Origin of the sequence: uncultured Kocuria sp. (genome assembly GCF_947500125.1) — a bacterium.
Lineage (GTDB): Bacteria > Actinomycetota > Actinomycetes > Actinomycetales > Micrococcaceae > Kocuria.
The window spans coordinates 88,213-107,844 of sequence record NZ_CANMRA010000005.1 but is presented as its reverse complement, the minus strand read 5'-3'; the positions used below and the strand labels follow the sequence as shown (position 1 = coordinate 107,844).

The window sequence follows — 19,632 nt, the reverse complement described above, 5'->3', positions numbered from 1 at the left end:
CATGAGCGTCACCATCATCAGGCAGTGGACCGGCCGGGGGGCCCGTTACTACCACTACGACACGGTGGAGGAGGCCACGGAGGACACCCGTGGCTTCATCGTCCGCAACGTCGGCCCGGACATCGATCCGCAGCAGCTGGAGGCGATCACCCGGGGCGTCGTCGCGCTGCACTGCATGCACCTCGACTTCCGGGAGGACTGCATCGTGGTCGAGCCGGGGCACGCCGCCTAGCTGATCGGAACGCGCCCGGGGCCGGCGGCGAGCCGGGCACGGCGCCGCTGCGCCGGCGCGGGAGGGCGGAGGAGGTCGCGGCCCGCGAGGCCGGTCTCCGCCTCCCGTCCGGGCGCCTGCACTGCACCGGGGCCGGACTGCCGTGGCGAGATCGCGGCCGACTCCCGTGGCTGACGTGCGGGGCCGGCGTCCGCGGTCGTCGCCCCGCCGCGTGGAGCGACGGCTCCCAGCGGTGGGGCGACGCGCGGGGACCGGGCGCCCGCGGCACCTGTTCCGGCGGTCCGGGCGCCGTGCCGGCCACGACAACCGGTCCGCGGTGCATCCACAGGAGTCCCTGGGCCGGTAGTAGGGGTGAGGACACCCGCGCAGGATGTCGTCCGGCAGGCCGCCACCTGTCAGGCCACTGCAACGAACATCGAGGTGAGTCCGATGGCCCGGATCCGGCTCTGCCCGTGCGGCGCCCCACCGCTCTACGGCCCCTGGTGCTGGGCGTGCTCCCACGAGCAGGAGCGGCACCGGGAGCCCCTCGCCGTCATCGCCTGGAACGCCGTCGACATCGACTGAGCCATCAGGACGCCGGGTCCCGCCACCGCACTGCACAGTGCGGCGCCCTCGGGCGGCGACGGTCCTGCCGTCCACAACCGGGGCCCGTTCGCCGCGGGGGCACCGGCTCCGGCAGGACGCTGGGTGCACCCCGCCACCGGGGCCAGCACCGGCCGCACCGGCCGCCGTCCAGAGGAGTTCCCGATGACCGAGCAGATCACCGTCCGCGGCTACGTGGCCACGGATCCCGAGTCCCGCAACCTGCCCGACGGCACCGTGGTGGTGACCTTTCGCCTCGCCTCCACCCCGCGCTGGTTCGACCAGCAGGCCAATTCGTGGCGGGACGGGCACACCAACTGGTTCTCGATCCAGGCGTTCCGCGCCCTGGGGCTCAACGCGCTGGCCAGCATCAAGAAGGGCCAGCCCGTGGTGGTCGTCGGCAAGCTCAAGGTCCGGTTCTGGGAGGGCGAGCACGGGCGCAACACGGCGGTGGACGTGGACGCGGTGTCCCTCGGGCACGACCTCGCCCTCGGCACGGCCTGCTTCCAGCGCACCGTGAGCTCCTCGCCGCCCGCCGACCGGACGGGGGAGCGGCCCGCCGGGCAGCCCGAGGACGCCGCGGAGACCGGTCCTGCGGACGCCCCGGCGGCCCCGGGCGGGGATCCGTCGGACGCGAGCGGCGACCCCGACCCCGACGGCGGGGGCGGGGGCCCGGCGGTCCCGGAGGGCGTCGACCCGGAGACCGGCGAGCTCGTCGGGGCCGCGGCCGCCGACCCGGGCCGGCGGCCGAGCCGCCAGCCCGCGGCCGGCTGAGCTCCCCGCGCGGGGCCGTGCGGGTGCCCCGGGGACGGAGCGGGGGCCGCGGTGCCGTCGCTCCTGCTCCGTCCCCGCCCGTGGGCCGCCGCGGAGCGGGGTAGCCTTGAGGGCATGGCGGAATTCATCTACACAATGTCCAAGGCCCGCAAGACCGTGGGCGACAAAGTCATCCTGGACGACGTCACCATGTCGTTCTACCCCGGCGCGAAGATCGGCGTCGTGGGGCCCAACGGGGCCGGCAAGTCCACCATCCTCAAGATCATGGCCGGCCTCGACCAGCCCTCCAACGGCGAGGCCCGGCTCAGCCCCGGCTACACCGTCGGCATCCTGCTGCAGGAGCCGCCGCTGAACGAGGAGAAGACCGTCCTCGGCAACGTCGAGGAGGGCGTGGGCGAGATCAAGGCCAAGGTCGACCGCTTCAACGCGATTTCCGAGGAGATGGCCCAGCCGGACGCCGACTTCGACTCCCTCATGGAGGAGATGGGCAGGCTCCAGGAGGACATCGACGCCGCCAACGCCTGGGACCTCGACTCCCAGCTGGAGCAGGCGATGGACGCCCTGCGCTGCCCGCCGCCGGACGCCGACGTCAAGGTCCTCTCCGGTGGCGAGCGCCGCCGCGTGGCCCTGTGCAAGCTGCTGCTGCAGAAGCCCGACCTCCTGCTCCTCGACGAGCCCACCAACCACCTCGACGCCGAGTCCGTGCTGTGGCTCGAGCAGCACCTGAAGGACTACCACGGCGCCGTCATGGCCGTGACCCACGACCGGTACTTCCTCGACCACGTGGCCGAGTGGATCTGCGAGGTCGACCGCGGCCGGCTGTACGGGTACGAGGGCAACTACTCGGCCTACCTCGAGACCAAGCGCGCCCGCATGGAGGTGCAGGGCAAGAAGGACGCCAAGCAGGCCAAGCGGCTGGCCGACGAGCTCGAGTGGGTGCGCTCCAACGCCAAGGGCCGCCAGGCGAAGTCGAAGGCCCGCCTGGCCCGCTACGAGGAGATGGCCGCCGAGGCCGAGAAGACCCGCAAGCTGGACTTCGAGGAGATCCAGATCCCGCCGGGGCCCCGCCTGGGCAACCTCGTGATCGAGGCGAAGGACCTGGAGAAGGGCTTCGGCGACCGCAGCCTCATCAAGGGGCTGTCCTTCTCGCTGCCGCGCAACGGCATCGTGGGCGTCATCGGCCCCAACGGCGTCGGCAAGTCCACCCTCTTCAAGACCATCGTCGGGATGGAGGAGCTGGACGGCGGGGAGCTGAAGATCGGCGACTCCGTCAAGATCTCCTACGTGGACCAGAACCGCGCGAACCTCGACGCCAACAAGTCGCTGTGGGAGGTCGTCTCGGACGGCCTCGACTACATCAATGTCGGCAACGTCGAGATGCCCTCGCGCGCCTACGTCTCCGCGTTCGGGTTCAAGGGCCCCGACCAGCAGAAGAAGGCGGGAGTGCTCTCCGGCGGTGAGCGCAACCGGCTCAACCTGGCCATGACCCTCAAGCAGGGCGGGAACCTGCTGCTGCTCGACGAGCCCACCAACGACCTCGATGTCGAGACCCTCGGCTCGCTGGAGAACGCGCTGCTGGAGTTCCCGGGCTGCGCCGTGGTCGTCTCCCACGACCGGTGGTTCCTCGACCGGGTCGCCACCCACATCCTCGCGTGGGAGGGCACCGAGGAGGAGCCGGACCAGTGGTACTGGTTCGAGGGCAACTTCGAGTCCTACGAGGCCAACAAGGTGGAGCGCCTCGGCGCCGACGCCGCGCGGCCGCACCGCGTCACCCACCGCCGCCTCACCCGCGACTGAGCCCCACCGCGCGAAGGGCGTCGGTCCCGCCGGGACCGGCGCCCTTCGTCGTGCCCGGGCAGCCTCAGTGGAACTCGGGGAAGCGCATCATGCCCTCCTGGGCGGTGGTGGCGACGAGCCGTCCGTCCCGGGAGAACATCCGGCCCACCCCGAGGCCGCGGGCCGAGGACGCGTTGGGGGAGGACTGCACGTAGAGCAGCCACTCGTCGGCGCGGGCCTCCCGGTGCCACCACATCGCGTGGTCGAGGGAGGCGATGTTCATGCCCGGCTCGATCCACGTCTTGCCGTGCAGCCGGAGGATGGGCTCGAGCAGCGTGTAGTCGCTCGCGTAGGCGAGCGCGGCGCGGTGGACGTTCGGGTCGTCCGGCAGCGGCTTGAGGGTCTTGATCCACACCGCGTTGAAGGGCTCGCCGCGGGAGTCCGGCCTGAAGTAGATCGGCTCGGTGATGTAGCGCATGTCGAAGGGACGCTCGTGGGCGATCGCCTGCGCCTCGGGGGCGTCGACGTGGCCCAGCAGCTCCACGGCGCTCGGCAGGGACTCGGGGTCGGGCAGGTTCTGGGGGCACTCGTCCTGGTGGTCCAGGCCCCGGGCCGGGACCTGGAAGGACGCGATGGCCGAGAGGATGGCGCGCCCCTCCTGGTAGGCGTGCACGCGGCGGGCGGAGAAGGACCGTCCGTCCCGGATCCGCTCCACCCCGAAGGTGATCGGCCGGGACACGTCCCCGGCGCGCAGGAAGTACCCGTGCAGGGAGTGGACGATCCGCTCCGGGTCCACGGTGCGCATCGCGGCGGTCACGGCCTGCGCCAGGACCTGCCCGCCGTAGACCCGGCCGCGCGCGGGGGAGATGGAGTGGCCCACGTAGATGTCCTCGAGGGTGCGCGCGCCACCCCCGTCCGCGAGGTCGAGCATGTCGAGCAGGGCCTGTGTGGGGTCCGGGATCGGGCTGTAGGTCATGGGCTTCACTCTAGCCAAGCCGCCGCACGCGCCGCGGCGCGACCGGACCGCCCCGGTGTGATGGGATGGGGGTCATGTCTTCGCTGCTGATCCCCATCCAGATGCGCTTCGGCGACATCGACAGCTACGGTCACGTCAACAACGTCACGATGCTCCAGTACCTGGAGGACGCCCGCGTGCGGCTCATGTCCGGGCCGCTGCCCGGGGGCGCCGTGGCCGGTGCGCCCGCGGACGCCACGTTCCGCTCCCTGCTGGGGGACCGCATGACCGTGATCGGCCGGCAGGAGGTCGAGTACACGGAGCAGCTGCTGTACCGCGCCGATCCGGTGTTCGTGCGCGTGTGGGTCTCCTCCGTGGGCGGTTCGAGCTTCGTGCTCGACTACGCCGTCCAGGAGGAGGACGGCTCGCGGGTCTACGCCGTGGCCCAGACGGTCGTCGTCGTGATCGACCGGTCCACCGGACGGCCCGAGCGCCTCGACGAGGCGCCGCGCAGCGCGCTGGCCCAGTGGTCGGACGCCTCGACCCGCTTCGCCCGCCGGCCCGTCCCCGCCGAGGCCTGAGCCCCGTGAACCGGTCCCTTGCCCTGACGGATCCGCGGGACGTCGCCGACCTGCGGACCTACCTGACCCGCGCCCGCGGCGTGGACCCCCAGGGCGCGGTGCGCTTCCAGGCGCGCGGGCGGGCCCTCGGCGTCTACGTGTGCGTGCTGGAGCCCCACGGCCTGCTCGACAGCACGCCCACGGTGCTGGGTCTGCGCACCGCGGCGCTGGCCCAGGAGCAGTCCCTCGACGTCACCGTCCCGCTCGGCGGGGTCCTCGACCGGATGCCGCGCCAGGACGAGTACGCCACGGAGGTGGGCCTGCCCCCCATGGACGCGACCGTCTCCTGGGCAGGCATCGCCCCGCCGCTGAGCGGATGGTCGCCGGTGGGGGACGTCGCCGGGGACGAGCTGCGCGAGGCCGCCCGGGCCGGGATCGCCGAGGTCGCCCGGGCCGTGCCCACCGATGCGGGTGCCGCCGTCGTCGACACCGTGCGCTCGCAGGTCTGGGGCCGCTCGTCCGGGTGGGCGGACACCCTCGCGGGTCGTCTGTCCGGAGCGCCGCTGCCGGACGGCGCGGCGTTCGCCGCGTACTCGCTCGGCTTCCTGCGCCCGGGCGCGGACGTCGCCGTGGCCGAGAACGGCCGCTGGGTGCGCCTGAGCACCCCCGGCGGGCACGTCCTCGCCAAGCGCTGAGGGACCTCAGCCGGGCCGGTTGACCATGGCGTGGGCGGCGCGGTCGAAGTAGTCCCAGATGATCCCGTCGTGCAGCGGGGAGAGCTCCAGGGTGTCCAGGGCCGCGCGCATGTGCCTCAGCCACGTCTCCCGCGCCCACGTGTCCACGGGGAACGGCATGTGCCGCATCCGCAGCCGCGGGTGCCCGCGCCGCTCCGAGTAGGTGGTCGGACCGCCCCAGTACTGCTCGAGGAACATCCGCAGCCGCTCCTCGGCCGGGCCGAGGTCGTCCTCCGGGTAGAGCGCCCGGAACCGCTCGTCCTCGGCCACGCGGACGTAGAACTCGTGCACGAGCTTCACGAACGTCTCGTGCCCGCCCACCTGCTCGTAGAACGACGACGCCGTGCCCGCCTCGGCCTGCTGCCGCTCGTCGCCGACCTGCGGCACCGGACGGCGCAGCTGGGACAGCGGGGCCCCCACCGCGAAGGAGCGCGCCCCGGGCGGGGCCGCGGCGGCGGGGTCGGTGCGCGGGTCCGCGCCCGGGCCGGTGCCGGCCGGGGGCGTCGTGCCGGGCTCGCCGGACGGGGGGCGCTGCTGCTCGCCGCTCATGCGCGCACCGCCTCGTAGGCGGCGTCCACGGCCTGCGCGCGGACCGCGCGGGCGGTCGCGTCGCGCTGCTCGAGGACGAGCCGGCGCAGCCCGTGCAGGTCCTCGGGCAGGTCCGCGAGGAAGGCGTCCGTGGCGTCGACCGTCTCCTGGGCGGGGATGTTCGGGTACATGCCGACCGCGATCTGCTGGGCGAGCTCGTGGGTGCGGGTGCGCCACACGTCCGGGATCGCCGCGAAGTACCGCTCGGCCCAGGGCGCCAGCAGCGAGGTGTCGGCGGCCGTGCGGAACCCGTCGATCGCGGCGTCCTGGATCGAGTTGGGCAGGGATCCGTCCACCATGATCTGCTGCCACGCCCGGGCCTTGGCCTCGGCCGTGGGGATCGCGGCCCGGGCGCGGGCGGCCGCGATCGCGCCGTTCTCGGTGTTGTCCTGCGCGAGCATCCCGTCCACGTCCGCCTCGCCGAGGCGCCCGCCGGCGCACAGCGCGGTGAGCAGGCTCCAGCGCAGGTCGGTGTCCAGCGCCAGGCCCGGCAGGGAGCGCCGGCCGTCGAGGAGCTGCTCGAGCACGTCCAGCTGCTCCTCGGTGCGGGCGTGCCGGGCGAAGGCCCTGAGGAACTGCAGCTGCTGGTCGGATCCGGCGGCCGCCTCCTCGGTGAGCCGCCGGAGCCGGTCGGCGGCGGCGCGCACGGTGGTCTCCCGCACGGGCTCCGCGACGTAGCCGTCGAGCACGGTGTCGAGCTGGCGCAGCTGCACCTGGATGCCGGTCGAGGCCGTCTCGTGGGCGATGTTGCCGAGCACGAGCTCCACGTAGCGGCGGGCGGGCGTCTCGCCGTCGTGCACGCCGTCCCACACGGAGGCCTGGACGAGGGCGCGCGGGAGCGTGTCCTCGAAGTTCTTCAGGTGCGTGAGGGCGGTGTCCAGGGAGCACTCGTCGAGGCGGATCTTCGCGTAGGCGAGGTCGTCGTCGTTGAGCAGCACGAGGTCGGGCAGCTCCCGTCCCACGAGCTCCGGCACCTCCGTGGAGGGGCCGTCGACGTCGAGCTCGACCCGGTGCGTGCGCACGAGCTTGCCCCGCTCCGCGTCGTGGTCGTAGAAGCCCACGGCCAGCCGGTGCGGGCGCAGCGTGGGGTGCTCCGCGGGCGCGGTCTGCTCGATCCGGAAGGCCCGGATGATCCCGTCCTGATCGGTCTCCAGGGCCGGGCTCAGCGTGTTCACGCCGGCGGTCTCGAGCCACGTCGCGGCCCACCGGTCGAGGTCCCGTCCGCTGGCCTCCTCGAGCCGGACCATGAGGTCGCGCAGCTCGGTGCTGCCCCACGCGTGCTCGCGGAAGTACCGGTTCAGCCCGGCCATGAACTGCTCCTGGCCCACCCAGGCCACCAGCTGCTTGAGCACCGAGGCGCCCTTGGCGTAGGTGATGCCGTCGAAGTTCACCAGCACGTCCTCGAGGTCGCGGATCTCGGCCTTGATGGGGTGCGTGGTGGGCAGCTGGTCCTGCTCGTACCCCCAGGACTTCTCCCCGGCGGCGAACGTGGTCCACGCGTCGGTCCAGCGGGTGTTCTCCGCCGCGGCGAGGGTGGACATGAACTCGGCGAAGGACTCGTTGAGCCACAGGTCGTTCCACCAGCGCATGGTCACGAAGTCGCCGAACCACATGTGGGCGAGCTCGTGCAGGACCGTGATGGCCCGCCGCTCCACCCGGGCCTGCGTGGGCCGGGAGCGGAAGACGTAGAGCTCCACGAAGGTCACCGCGCCGGCGTTCTCCATGGCCCCGGCGTTGAACTGCGGGACGAACAGCTGGTCGTACTTCTCGAACGGGTAGGGCACCCCGAACTGCGCCTCGAAGAACTCGAAGCCCTGCTTGGTGATGCCGAACATCTCCTCGGCCTCCACGTGCTCCATGAGCGAGCGCCGGGCGTACAGGCCCAGGGGGATCGTGCGGCCGTCGGCGCTGGTGAGCTCGTCGTGCACCGAGGCGTAGGGGCCGGCGATCAGCGCCGTCACGTAGCAGGGCACCACCGGGGTGGGGGCGAAGGACCACGTGGCGGCGCCCGCACCGGCGGGGACGGGCTCCGGAGTGGGCTGGGTCGAGACCACCGTCCAGTGCGCGGGGGCCGTGACCGTGTACGCGAAGCGCGCCTTGAGGTCCGGCTGCTCGAACACGGCGAACATCCGCCGGGTGTCCGCCACCTCGAACTGGGTGTAGAGGTACACCTCGTCGTCGACCGGGTCCACGAACCGGTGCAGGCCCTCGCCGGTGTTCATGTACCGGCAGTCCGACTCGACCGTCAGCACGTTGTCCGCGGCGAGCCCGGGCAGCTGGATCCGCACGCCGTCCGAGACCTCGGCGGGGTCGAGCTCCGTGCCGTTGAGCACCACGGAGTGCACCGCGTCGGTGATCGCGTCGATGAACGTCGCGGAGCCCGGGGTCGCCCGGAAGCGCACGCTGGTCGTGGAGCGGAAGACGCGCTTGCCGCGGGTGAGGTCGAGGACCACCTCGTAGGCGTCCACCGCCACGGTCTCGGCCCGCGCGGCCGCCTCCTGGCGGGTCAGGTTGGTTCCGGGCACTTCAGCGCCGTCCTCTCGTCGGGGTCGGGATCACGTGGGGGTCGGGGCGTCCGCGACCGGTGGGCCGCAGGGATTCGTCCCATTATGCCCCCCGGGCCCCGGCCGCCGCGGGAGCCCCCGGCCGGTCCGCGCGGCCGCGGCACCCGATACGCTGGAGGGCGGCCGGTCCGCCTCCGCGGGCCCCGCGCCACGATCCCGCCCCGTTCCCGCGAACCCCAGGAGCACGCCGCCCATGCGCGTCCACATCGCCACCGACCACGCCGGCCTGGACCTCTCCCGCTACCTGGTGGAGGAGCTCGTCGCCGCCGGCTACGACCTCGTCGACCACGGACCCGCCGAGTACGACGCCCTCGACGACTACCCCGCGTTCTGCATCAGCGCCGCGCTCGCCGTCCGGGCGGACCGGGAGGCGGGGCTCGACTCCCTCGGCATCGTCCTGGGCGGGTCCGGCAACGGCGAGCAGATCGCCGCGAACAAGGTCGAGGGGATCCGCGCCGCCCTGGCCTGGAACCTGGACACGGCCCGGCTCGCGCGCCAGCACAACGACGCCCAGGTCGTGGCGGTCGGCGGGCGCCAGCACCCCCAGGAGGAGGCGCTGGGCATCGTCCGGGCGTTCCTGGCGGAGCCCTTCTCCGGCGAGGAGCGCCACGAGCGCCGGATCGCGCAGATCGGCGAGTACGAGTCCACCGGCACCGTCGCCGGCAAGCTCGAGGGGCTGCGCCCGCGCGAGTTCCCGGCCGCACGGGAGGCCTGAGTGCCGGAGGGCCACTCGGTCCACCGGCTCGCCCGCCAGTTCGCCGACTGCTTCGTGGGACAGGCCCTGTCCGTGAGTTCCCCGCAGGGCCGCTTCGCCGACGGGGCGGCCGCCCTGGACGGTGCCGTGCTCGAGGCGGCGCGGGCCCACGGCAAGCAGCTGTTCCTCGACTTCGCCGGGGACCGCGTGCTGCGCTCGCACCTCGGCCTCTACGGCGCGTGGAGCTTCGGCGGCACCGACCGCTTCCGCGGCGCCTCCTCGATCGGGGCCCCGCGCCGGATCGGTGAGCGGGAGGCGCACGACGACGGCGCCCCCGCCGGCGGCCCGCCGCTGCCGCCCCCTCCGGTGGGGGCGGTGCGCGTGCGGCTGGTCGGGGACGAGGGTTGGGCCGACCTGCGCGGGCCGGCGCTGTGCGTGCTCGAGAGCTCCGCCGAGGCCGAGGCGGCCCGGGGGCGGCTGGGGCCGGACCCGCTCGACCCGCACGCGGACCCCGCACCCTTCGTGGCCGCGGTCCGGCGCAGCCGCAGGCCGGTGGGCGCGCTGCTCATGGACCAGGCCGTCGTGGCCGGGGTGGGCAACATCTTCCGGGCGGAGTCGCTGTTCCGGCGCGGACTGGATCCCATGACGCCGGGGCGGGCTCTCGGCGAGCCCGTGCTGCGGGAGCTGTGGGCGGAGAGCGCGGCCCTCATGCGCACCGGCGTGCGGCTCGGCCGGATCGTGACGACCGACCCCTCGGACCGTCCGGGGACCGGGGAGGAGCAGGCGTGGCCCGAGCACGCCCACCTGGTCTACCGGCGCCAGGGCCTGCCGTGCCGCCGGTGCGGGACGCCCGTGGCGGCGGGGGAGCTGGAGGGGCGAACGCTCTTCTGGTGCCCCTCCTGCCAGCGCTGACGCGGGTCCCGGGCGGGGATATCCTGGTGCCATGACCAGCTGCTGCGGTCCCGGGGCCTACGAGGGCGTGTTCGGGCCCCGGCTCGCCCGCCACCTCGCCGCCCGGTACCGGCGTTCCGGCCCGGACCGGACCACGCGCCGGCTCCTCGGCTTCCTGGACGCCCGGGGGATCGAGGGCGCCAGCGTGCTCGAGATCGGCGGCGGGGTCGGGGAGGTCCAGCTCGAGCTGCTGCGCCGCGGCGCGGCCCGCACCACCAATCTCGAGCTCGTGGACTCCTACGAGGCCGAGGCCGCGGCTCTCGCCGCGGCGGCCGGGACGGTCGGCCGCACGGCCCGGCGCCGGATCGACATCGCCGCCGACCCCGGTGGGGTGGAGCCCCACGACGTCGTCGTCCTGCACCGCGTGGTGTGCTGCTATCCCGACCACGAGCGGCTGCTCACGGCCGCCGCCGACCACGCGGACCGGCTCCTGGTCCTCAGCTTCCCGCCCCGCACCCCGGGGATCCGGGCGTCACTGGCCCTGCTCAACGTCTTCTACCGGGCCACGGGGCGGTCGTTCCGCAACTACGCGCACTCCCCGGAGGCCATGCTCGCGGTGCTGCGCGGCCGGGGCCTGCGGCCCGTGTACGCCCACCGCGGCCGGTTCTGGCAGGTCGTCGGTCTCGTCCGCTGACGGGGCGGCCGCGGCCCGGCGGGCCCGGGGGTGCCTCCGGAACGGCGAACGCCCCGGTCCAGGGGACCGGGGCGTTCGTGGCGACGAGGGGATGACGGGAATCGAACCCGCGTAATCAGTTTGGAAGACTGAGGCTCTACCATTGAGCTACATCCCCGCAGGGCGCTCCGACGAGGCCCATCCCATTAACCGGCCCGGCGCGCGCGGTGTCAAATCCCGGCGGCGGGACGGGGCGGCGGAAGGCGGCCGGCGGAGCCCGTGCGGAGCGACCCGGACGGGGTCCGGCGGGGCCGAGGTGCGGCCCCGTCCGCCCAGCCGGTAGACTCGCCGGTGGTTTCTGGTAAGTGACCGTTTTCCACGTGCCAGGACCACAGTCGTTGCAGCCGAGGCTGCAGGTACCGGGGCGTAGCGTAGTGGCTAGCGCGCCTGCTTTGGGAGCAGGAGATCGCAGGTTCGAGTCCTGTCGCCCCGACGTTGGAGCGGCTGCCCGGCCCCGCCGGGCAGCCGCCTTCCCGACTGTCCCGGGCCGGAGAGCGGCACCGGAAGACCCAACCGACCTACCACTCAGGAGTGCAGCGGAAGTGAAGAGCGCCGTCGAGAAACTCAACCCCACCCAGGTCAAGATCGTGGTGGACGTCCCGTTCGCGGAACTGAAGCCGTTCATCGACCAGACCTACACCTCGCTCGCCAACCAGATCCAGGTCCCCGGCTTCCGCCGCGGCAAGGTTCCGGCGCGGCTGATCGAGCAGCGCGTGGGCTTCGACTTCGTCGTCGAGAACGCCCTCAACGAGGGCCTGAACACCTTCTTCCAGCAGGCCCTCGCCGAGAACGAGATCACGCCGCTGACCCAGCCCCAGGTCGAGGTCGTCACCAAGCCGGACGAGACGAACCGCGAGGCCGACACCAAGGTCGAGATCGACGTGGCCGTGCGCCCCGAGATCGAGCTGCCCGACTACAAGGGCCTCGAGGTCGAGGTCGAGGCCCGCGAGGCCTCCGCCGAGGACGAGCAGAAGGCCCTCGACGAGCTGCGCGGGCGCTTCGGCACCCTCAAGACCGTGGACCGCCCGGCCGCCGAGGGCGACTTCGTGACCCTCGACCTGCAGGCCCTGGTCGACGGCGAGGAGGTCGACGCCGCCAACGACCTGTCCTACCAGGTGGGCGCCGGCACGATGCTCGACGGCATGGACGAGGCCATCACCGGCCTCTCCGCCGACGAGGACGCCACCTTCGAGACCAAGCTCGCCGGCGGCGAGCACAGCGGCGAGGACGCGACCGTCAAGGTCAAGGTCACCGCCGTCAAGGAGCGCGAGCTGCCCGAGGCCGACGACGAGTTCGCGCAGCTGGCCTCCGAGTTCGACACCATCGAGGAGCTCAAGGAGGACCTGAAGAAGCAGGCCGCCGAGGGCAGCGTGGTGGAGCAGGGCGTCGAGGCCCGCGACAAGGTCCTGGAGAAGCTGCTGGCCCTCGTGGAGATCCCCGTGCCGCAGGCCGTGATCGACGAGCAGATCGCCCAGCACTTCGACAACCCGCAGGCCGAGGCCGACCACGACACCCCGGACCACCGGGCCGAGGTGCAGAAGAACGCCGAGGACGCCTTCCGCAACGAGATCGTGCTGGACGCGGTCGCCGAGGCCGAGGAGATCGGCGTCGAGCAGTCCGAGCTGATCGACTACATCGTCAACATGTCCCAGCAGTACGGCATGGACCCGAACCAGTTCGCCCAGCTGCTGGACTCCTCGGGCCAGGCCGGTCTGATGGTGGGCGAGGTGCGCCGCCGCAAGGCCCTGGCCAAGGTCCTGGAGTACGCGACCGTCACCGACACCGAGGGCAACACGGTGGACCTCTCCGAGTTCGTGCGCCCCCAGGGCGAGGAGCAGGCGGGGGAGCCCGCCGAGGAGGTCGAGCCCGAGGAGACCACCGCGGCCCCGACCCCCGGCACCGAGGAGGAGTCCGCGGACTCGCCCGAGTCCCCGGAGTCCGCCGACTCCCCGGAGTCCGCCGAGTCGGCCGACTCCCCGGACTCCGCCAAGTGAGGTCCTGAGACCGCTGTCGAAGGCGCCGCCGTCCCGCCCGGGACGGCGGCGCCTTCGTCCGTCGCGGGAGCGCACGCCCGACCATGCGCCATCAGCGAACAACCCGGACGGGGACCGGCCGGGACCCGGAGCGGGCACTAGTGTTCTGTTCAGAGATCACCGGACCACACGGACGAAAGAGGCACCGTTACATGACCTCCGCTCACGAGTCGCCGTTCGGCTCGACCCACGCAACCTCCACCGGCCCGCGCCTCCAGGGCGGCGGCCCCATGGGCGGCCAGGACGACTACGTCTACAACCGGCTGCTCAAGGAGCGCATCATCTGGCTGGGCTCCGAGGTGCGCGACGACAACGCGAACCTCATCTGCTCGCAGATGCTGCTGCTCTCGGCCGAGGACCCGCAGGCGGACATCTTCCTGTACATCAACTCCCCGGGCGGGTCCGTCACCGCCGGCATGGCCATCTACGACACCATGCAGCTCATCCCGAACGACGTGGTGACCGTGGCCACCGGCCTGGCGGCGTCGATGGGCCAGTTCCTGCTCTCCTCGGGCACCAAGGGCAAGCGCTACTCCACCCCGAACGCCCGGATCCTCATGCACCAGCCCTCCGGCGGCATGGGCGGCACGGCCTCGGACATCCGGGTCCAGGCCGAGCTGATCCTCTCGATGAAGCAGCGCCTCGCGGAGCTCACGGCCGAGCAGACCGGCCAGTCCCTCGAGACGATCCTCCGGGACAACGACCGCGACAACTGGTTCGACGCCCAGCGGGGCCTCGAGTACGGCTTCTTCGACCACATCGCCAGCTCGGCCGGTTCCATGACCGGCGGCGGCGGGACCATGAAGGACCAGGACACGAAGGACCAGGAGTAGGACCTCGGCGGTCCCACCCATCCACCAGGCACGCTCTTCCAGACCTCCGAGGAACTCAACCATGACCTTCACCCACGGACCCTCGTCCACGGCCGGTTCCGCGGCCGCCCTGCCCACCAGCCGCTACGTGCTCCCCGACTTCGAGGAGCGCACCCCCTACGGGTACCGCCGGCAGAACCCGTACACCAAGCTGTTCGAGGACCGGATCATCTTCCTGGGCGTCCAGGTCGACGACGCCTCGGCCGACGACGTCATGGCCCAGCTGCTCGTGCTCGAGGCGCAGGACGCCGACCGGGACATCACGATGTACATCAACTCCCCGGGCGGGTCGTTCACCGCGATGACCGCCATCTACGACACGATGCAGTTCATCCGCCCCGAGGTCCAGACGGTCTGCCTCGGGCAGGCCGCGTCCGCGGCGGCCGTGCTGCTCGCCGGCGGCACCCCGGGCAAGCGCCTGGCCCTGCCGAACGCCCGCGTGCTGATCCACCAGCCGGCCATGTCCGGCCAGGGCGGCGGCCAGGCCTCGGACATCGAGATCCAGGCCAACGAGATCATGCGCATGCGCGAGTGGCTGGAGGAGACCCTGGCCCTGCACTCCGGCAAGACCGCCGAGGAGGTCAACCGGGACATCGAGCGCGACAAGATCCTCACCGCGGCCGCCGCCCAGGAGTACGGGATCGTGGACCACGTCCTGGAGTCCCGGAAGATCCACAAGCCCGCGACCGTCACCTCCTGACCCGGGCACCCCGCCCCGCCGCACCCCGCCCCGCCGCACCCCGGTGCGCCGCGACCCGACCAGTCGCGGCGCACCGGGGCGCCCCGATGTTGGGGCCGGGCCCGGTCCTCGCCTATCCTGGACGAGGATTCCCGTACCCCGACCAGAGGACTGTTTCATGGCGCGCATCGGCGAGACCGCGGATCTGCTCAAGTGCTCCTTCTGCGGCAAGAGCCAGAAGCAGGTCCGCAAGCTCATCGCGGGCCCGCGCGTCTACATCTGCGACGAGTGCATCGAGCTGTGCAACGAGATCATCGAGGAGGAGCTGAGCGAGGTCAAGGACCTCGAGCAGCAGGAGCTCCCCACGCCCCACGAGATCTACCAGCACCTGCACCAGTACGTGATCGGGCAGGAGACCGCCAAGCGGGCGCTGGCCGTGGCCGTGTACAACCACTACAAGCGGGTCCGGGCCGGCGAGAACGGCAAGCCCCTGTCCCTGGCCACGGCGGCCGGTGACGAGGACGTCGAGATCGCGAAGTCCAACATCCTGCTCGTCGGGCCCACCGGCTCGGGCAAGACGTACCTGGCGCAGTCCCTGGCGCGCAAGCTGGACGTGCCCTTCGCGGTCGCGGACGCCACGTCCCTGACGGAGGCCGGCTACGTCGGCGAGGACGTCGAGAACATCCTGCTCAAGCTCATCCAGGCCGCGGACTACGACGTCAAGCGGGCCGAGACGGGCATCATCTACATCGACGAGATCGACAAGATCTCGCGCAAGTCCGAGAACCCCTCGATCACCCGCGACGTCTCCGGCGAGGGCGTGCAGCAGGCGCTGCTGAAGATCCTCGAGGGGACCGTGGCGTCGGTGCCTCCGCAGGGCGGGCGCAAGCACCCGCAGCAGGAGTTCATCCAGATCGACACCACCAACGTCCTGTTCGTCGTGGCCGGCGCGTTCGCCGGGCTCGAGGACATCGTGGACTCCCGGGCCGGGCGCACGAGCATCGGCTTCGGCGCCGAGCTCAAGCAGAGCGGACCGCGGGACGAGGTGATGGCCGACGTCATGCCGGAGGACCTGCTGAAGTTCGGCCTGATCCCCGAGCTCATCGGCCGCCTGCCCGTGGTGACCACGCTGCGCGAGCTGTCGGTGGCCGACCTCGCCCGCATCCTCACCGAGCCGCGCAACGCGCTCGTGAAGCAGTACAAGAAGATGTTCCAGCTGGACGGCGTCGAGCTGACCTTCGACCCCGAGGCGCTGACCGCGGTCGCCGAGCTCGCGATCAAGCGCGGCACGGGCGCCCGCGGGCTGCGCGCCATCCTGGAGGACGTGCTCCAGCCCGTCATGTTCGAGCTCCCCAGCCGGGACGACATCGCCGCGGTGCTGGTGACCGCGGAGGCCGTGGCCAAGCAGGCCGAGCCGGAGGTCATCACCCACGAGATGATCCGCGACGAGCAGAACCGGAACAAAACCGCCTGATCCGTGGCTTCTACCCGGTGACGCGTCCGCCATCCGGGCGGACGCCCGCAGGAGAGGAAGCTGATGACGGACAAGGTGGATTTCTGGTTCGACCCCGCGTGCCCCTGGGCGTGGATGACCTCCCGCTGGATGCTCGAGGTGGAGAAGGTCCGCGACGTCGAGGTGGACTGGCGGATCATGTCGCTGGCCGTCCTCAACGAGGGGCGGGACGAGCTGCCCGAGGACTACAGGACGTTCCTGCAGAAGGCCTGGGGCCCGGTCCGCGTCGTCGTGGCCGCCCGTGAGGAGCACGGCCCCGAGCACGTCAAGGCGCTCTACGACGCCATGGGGACCCGGCTCCACCCCGGCGGGCAGAAGGACTTCCGCGCCGTGATCGCCGAGTCCCTGGCCGAGGTCGGCCTCCCGGCCGAGCTGGCCGCCGCCGCGGACACCGACCGCTGGGACGACCTGGTCCGGGCCTCGCAGAAGGAGGCGCAGGACCGGGTGGGCGACGACGTCGGCACCCCGGTGATCGCCGTCAACGGCACGGCCTTCTTCGGACCGGTCATGTCCCCGGCCCCCACGGGCGAGGAGGCCGGCAAGGTCTTCGACGGCGCCGTGCTGCTGGCCGACTACCCGGGGTTCTACGAGCTCAAGCGCTCCCGCAGCGCGGAGCCGATCTTCGACTGACCCCTTTCCCCGACGCTCGCCCGCCCGGCCCCGCCGGGACGGCACGAGGGCCCGGCCGCCGCGGCGGCCGGGCCCTCGTGGTGCGTGTCCTCGTGGTGCGTGCCCTCAGGGTGCGGGCCCCGCGGGGCTACCGGGCCGGCTCCTCCGCGGGGACGAGCTCGACGTCGCGCACGGCCAGGCCCTCCGGCCCGGCGACCAGCACCAGCTCCGCGGCGTTGCCCGCGGCCTTGAGGTCGCCGAGTCCCGCCTCGAGGCGGGCCACGTCCTCGGCTGCGGCCGTGATGGTCGCCGAGCGCACCTCGGTGCGCTGCTTGACCTTGGCCTCCGACTTGGCCTTGCGCAGCCCGGAGAGGGCCTCGCCCACGGTTGTGAGCACCTCCGGGTCGGCGTCGGTCACGGCGTCCGCGAAGCTCTCGACGCCCGGCCAGGCCGCCCGGTGCACGGAGCCGGAGCGCCACCAGGACCAGACCTCGTCCGTGGCGAACGGCAGGACGGGGGCGAACAGCCGCAGCAGCGCGTCGAGGGTCGTGGCGAGCGCGGCGTGCACGGACGCCTGCGCGGCCTCCCCGCGGGCGCCGTAGGCGCGGTCCTTGACGAGCTCGACGTAGTCGTCGGTGAAGGTCCAGAAGAACTGTTCGGTGAGCTGCAGGGCCCGGGCGTACTCGTAGTCCCGGAAGGCAGCGGTGGCGCGCTCCACGACCGTGGCCAGCTGGGCGAGCAGCGCCCGGTCGACGGCGTCGGTCACGACGTCCGCGGACGCCCCGGCGCCGAGCACGGAGGCCTCCGTGACGCCCTGGGCGAGGACGAACTTCGAGGCGTTGAGCAGCTTGATGGCCAGCCGGCGGCCGATCTTCATCTGCCCCTCGTCGTAGGCGGTGTCCGCGCCCAGGCGGGCGGAGGCGGCCCAGTAGCGCACCGCGTCGGCCCCGTAGTTCTCGAGCACCTCGGTGGGGACCACCACGTTACCCTTGGACTTGGACATCTTCTTGCGGTCCGGGTCGAGGATCCACCCGGAGAGCGCGGTGTTGGTCCAGGGCACCGTGCCGGCCAGCGACTCGGAGCGCACCACCGTGGAGAACAGCCAGGTCCGGATGATGTCGTGGCCCTGGGGCCGGAGGTCCATGGGGAAGGTGTTGGCGTGCAGCTGCTCGTCGAACGCCCAGCCCGTGGCGATCTGGGGGGTCAGCGAGGACGTGGCCCAGGTGTCGAGCACGTCCGGGTCGCCCGTGAAGCCGTTCGGCCGGTCCCGCTGGGACTCGTCGAAGCCGGGGGCCGGGTCGGCGGCCGGGTCCACGGGCAGCTGGTCGGGGGAGGGCAGGACGGGGGCGTCGTAGTCCGGGTTGCCGTCGCCGTCGAGCCGGTACCAGACGGGGAACGGCACCCCGAAGAACCGCTGGCGGGAGATCAGCCAGTCACCGTGGAGGCCCTCGATCCAGTTCTCGTACCGGGAGCGCATGAACGCGGGGTGCCAGTCCATCTCGCGTCCGCGCCCGAGCAGCGCCTCGCGCCGGTCGGCGTCGCGGCCCCCGTTGCGGATGTACCACTGCCGGGAGGTGACGACCTCGAGGGGCTTGTCGCCCTTCTCGTAGAAGTTCACCGGGTGCATGACCTTCCGGGGCTCGCCCGCCAGGTCCCCGGACGCGCGGAGCATCTCGACGACGGCCTGCTGGGCGGAGAACACCGTCTTGCCGGCCACCTCCGCGTAGCGCTCGGCCGGGGCGCCCGCGGCGATCCACTCGGGGGTCTCGCTCGCGAAGCGGCCGTCACGGCCGATCAGCGCGCGGGTCGGCAGGTCCAGCTCCCGCCACCAGGTGACGTCGGTGAGGTCGCCGAACGTGCAGATCATGGCGATCCCCGATCCCTTGTCCGGCTTGGCCAGCGGGTGCGCCCGGACCTCGACCTCGACGTCGAACAGCGGGGAGCGCACCGTGGTGCCGAACAGCGGCTGGTAGCGCTCGTCGTCGGGGTGGGCCACGAGGGCCACGCACGCGGGCAGCAGCTCGGGGCGGGTGGTCTCGATGTGCACCGGCTCGCCGTCGGGACGGTGGAAGGCGACGCGGTGGTAGGTGCCCTCGCGCTCCCGGTCCTCGAGCTCGGCCTGGGCGACGGCCGTGCGGAAGGTGACGTCCCACAGGGTGGGGGCCTCGGCCATGTAGGCGTTGCCGGCCTCCAGGTCCTGGAGGAAGGCCCGCTGGGAGACCGCCCGGGAGCGGGCGTCGATGGTGCGGTAGGTGCGGGTCCAGTCCACGGACAGGCCCAGGGTGGAGAACAGGTGCTCGAAGACCTTCTCGTCCTCGACGGCCAGCTCCTCGCACAGCTCGATGAAGTTCCGGCGGGACACCACGTCCCAGTCGCGCTGGTTCTTCGCCGGCTTCTCCGGCGGGCGGTAGCCCTCGACGTAGGGCCGGGTGGGGTCGCAGCGCACGCCGTAGTAGTTCTGCACGCGGCGCTCGGTGGGCAGGCCGTTGTCGTCCCAGCCCAGCGGGTAGAAGACGTTCTTGCCGCGCATCCGCTGGAACCGGGCGATCACGTCGGTCTGCGTGTAGGAGAACATGTGGCCGACGTGCAGGGAGCCGGACGCGGTCGGCGGGGGAGTGTCGATCGAGTAGACCTGCTCGCGGGTCGTGTCCTCGTCGAACGCGAACGTGCCCTCCTCGCGCCACTTCCGCGCGTACTTCTGCTCGAGTCCCTCCAGCGCGGGCTTCTCGGGAACGGTCACGGGCGTCGTGGCGGGCGTGGTCTCCGGTGCGGTTCCGGGCGTGTCTGTGCCCTGCGTGTTGTCAGCCATGCGGACCAGTCTCTCACGAGCCCCGGTGCGCGCC

The 19,632-nt window shown here is 72.5% G+C and carries 18 protein-coding genes and 2 tRNA genes; 15 read left to right on the top strand and 5 right to left on the bottom strand.

Features of this window, described 5'->3' with window-relative positions; all coding sequences use genetic code 11:
* The first annotated feature begins 1 nt into the window (after position 1).
* The 4 genes from Q0817_RS05145 to ettA all read left to right on the top strand — a co-directional run bounded on the left by Q0817_RS05145 (position 2) and on the right by ettA (position 3,385).
* Positions 2 to 232, top strand: coding sequence for a hypothetical protein (locus Q0817_RS05145; RefSeq protein WP_298585084.1), 231 nt, complete (start codon positions 2 to 4; stop codon positions 230 to 232).
* Positions 233 to 661: 429 nt separating this feature from the next.
* Positions 662 to 796, top strand: coding sequence for a hypothetical protein (locus Q0817_RS05140; protein WP_298585083.1), 135 nt, complete (start codon positions 662 to 664; stop codon positions 794 to 796).
* A 183-nt stretch (positions 797 to 979) separates the two neighbouring features.
* Entirely contained in the window at positions 980 to 1,588 is a 609-nt protein-coding gene (locus Q0817_RS05135) for a single-stranded DNA-binding protein (protein ID WP_298585082.1), read from the top strand.
* 114 nt (positions 1,589 to 1,702) lie between these two features.
* Positions 1,703 to 3,385: an energy-dependent translational throttle protein EttA gene (ettA, locus tag Q0817_RS05130; protein ID WP_298585081.1), complete on the top strand. Its 1,683-nt coding sequence runs from the start codon at positions 1,703 to 1,705 to the stop codon at positions 3,383 to 3,385.
* A gap of 64 nt (positions 3,386 to 3,449) precedes the next feature.
* Here ettA and Q0817_RS05125 read toward each other — a convergent pair whose 3' ends face one another.
* The gene (locus Q0817_RS05125) at positions 3,450 to 4,340 is read right to left on the bottom strand and encodes an acyl-CoA thioesterase II (protein ID WP_298585080.1); all 891 of its coding nucleotides are present in this window, start codon (positions 4,338 to 4,340) and stop codon (positions 3,450 to 3,452) included.
* 74 nt (positions 4,341 to 4,414) lie between these two features.
* Between Q0817_RS05125 and Q0817_RS05120 the strand changes: the two genes are divergently transcribed.
* Positions 4,415 to 4,900, top strand: coding sequence for a thioesterase family protein (locus Q0817_RS05120; RefSeq protein WP_298585079.1), 486 nt, complete (start codon positions 4,415 to 4,417; stop codon positions 4,898 to 4,900).
* 5 nt (positions 4,901 to 4,905) lie between these two features.
* Positions 4,906 to 5,574, top strand: coding sequence for a hypothetical protein (locus Q0817_RS05115; protein ID WP_298585078.1), 669 nt, complete (start codon positions 4,906 to 4,908; stop codon positions 5,572 to 5,574).
* Positions 5,575 to 5,580: 6 nt separating this feature from the next.
* On the opposite strand, the gene Q0817_RS05110 is transcribed toward Q0817_RS05115, so the two are convergent.
* Together Q0817_RS05110 and pepN are read right to left on the bottom strand one after the other, a co-directional pair.
* Positions 5,581 to 6,000: a globin gene (locus Q0817_RS05110; RefSeq protein WP_298585186.1), complete on the bottom strand. Its 420-nt coding sequence runs from the start codon at positions 5,998 to 6,000 to the stop codon at positions 5,581 to 5,583.
* A gap of 158 nt (positions 6,001 to 6,158) precedes the next feature.
* Positions 6,159 to 8,726, bottom strand: a complete 2,568-nt coding sequence (pepN, locus tag Q0817_RS05105; RefSeq protein WP_298585077.1) for an aminopeptidase N — start codon at positions 8,724 to 8,726, stop codon at positions 6,159 to 6,161.
* A gap of 232 nt (positions 8,727 to 8,958) precedes the next feature.
* On the opposite strand from pepN, the gene Q0817_RS05100 reads away from it, so the two are divergent.
* Genes Q0817_RS05100 through Q0817_RS05090 form a run of 3 tightly spaced genes read left to right on the top strand, consistent with a single transcriptional unit; the run spans position 8,959 to position 11,044 of the window.
* Positions 8,959 to 9,480 carry a ribose-5-phosphate isomerase gene (locus Q0817_RS05100; RefSeq protein WP_298585076.1) on the top strand — a complete coding sequence of 174 codons (522 nt, stop codon included), beginning with the start codon at positions 8,959 to 8,961 and terminating at the stop codon, positions 9,478 to 9,480.
* Entirely contained in the window at positions 9,481 to 10,371 is an 891-nt protein-coding gene (locus tag Q0817_RS05095) for an Fpg/Nei family DNA glycosylase (RefSeq protein WP_298585075.1), read from the top strand.
* 31 nt (positions 10,372 to 10,402) lie between these two features.
* Positions 10,403 to 11,044 (top strand): SAM-dependent methyltransferase, encoded by a 642-nt coding sequence (locus Q0817_RS05090; RefSeq protein ID WP_298585074.1) that lies wholly within the window; start codon positions 10,403 to 10,405, stop codon positions 11,042 to 11,044.
* A gap of 86 nt (positions 11,045 to 11,130) precedes the next feature.
* Here the strand turns inward: Q0817_RS05090 and Q0817_RS05085 are convergent.
* Positions 11,131 to 11,201 (bottom strand) — tRNA-Gly (locus Q0817_RS05085).
* A gap of 242 nt (positions 11,202 to 11,443) precedes the next feature.
* Here Q0817_RS05085 and Q0817_RS05080 point away from each other — a divergent pair.
* The 6 genes from Q0817_RS05080 to Q0817_RS05055 all read left to right on the top strand — a co-directional run bounded on the left by Q0817_RS05080 (position 11,444) and on the right by Q0817_RS05055 (position 16,810).
* Positions 11,444 to 11,516, top strand: a tRNA-Pro gene (locus tag Q0817_RS05080).
* Between the two features lie 109 nt (positions 11,517 to 11,625).
* Positions 11,626 to 13,077 (top strand): trigger factor, encoded by a 1,452-nt coding sequence (gene tig / locus Q0817_RS05075; RefSeq protein ID WP_298585073.1) that lies wholly within the window; start codon positions 11,626 to 11,628, stop codon positions 13,075 to 13,077.
* Between the two features lie 191 nt (positions 13,078 to 13,268).
* Entirely contained in the window at positions 13,269 to 13,949 is a 681-nt protein-coding gene (locus Q0817_RS05070; RefSeq protein WP_298585072.1) for an ATP-dependent Clp protease proteolytic subunit, read from the top strand.
* Positions 13,950 to 14,010: 61 nt separating this feature from the next.
* Entirely contained in the window at positions 14,011 to 14,688 is a 678-nt protein-coding gene (locus tag Q0817_RS05065; RefSeq protein ID WP_298585071.1) for an ATP-dependent Clp protease proteolytic subunit, read from the top strand.
* A 157-nt stretch (positions 14,689 to 14,845) separates the two neighbouring features.
* Positions 14,846 to 16,141 (top strand): ATP-dependent Clp protease ATP-binding subunit ClpX, encoded by a 1,296-nt coding sequence (gene clpX, locus Q0817_RS05060; RefSeq protein WP_298585070.1) that lies wholly within the window; start codon positions 14,846 to 14,848, stop codon positions 16,139 to 16,141.
* Positions 16,142 to 16,204: 63 nt separating this feature from the next.
* Positions 16,205 to 16,810, top strand: coding sequence for a DsbA family protein (locus tag Q0817_RS05055; protein WP_298585068.1), 606 nt, complete (start codon positions 16,205 to 16,207; stop codon positions 16,808 to 16,810).
* Between the two features lie 127 nt (positions 16,811 to 16,937).
* Here Q0817_RS05055 and valS read toward each other — a convergent pair whose 3' ends face one another.
* A complete protein-coding gene (valS, locus tag Q0817_RS05050) occupies positions 16,938 to 19,598 on the bottom strand; it encodes a valine--tRNA ligase (protein WP_298585066.1) in 2,661 nt (886 codons plus the stop codon).
* Between the last annotated feature and the right edge of the window lie 34 nt (positions 19,599 to 19,632).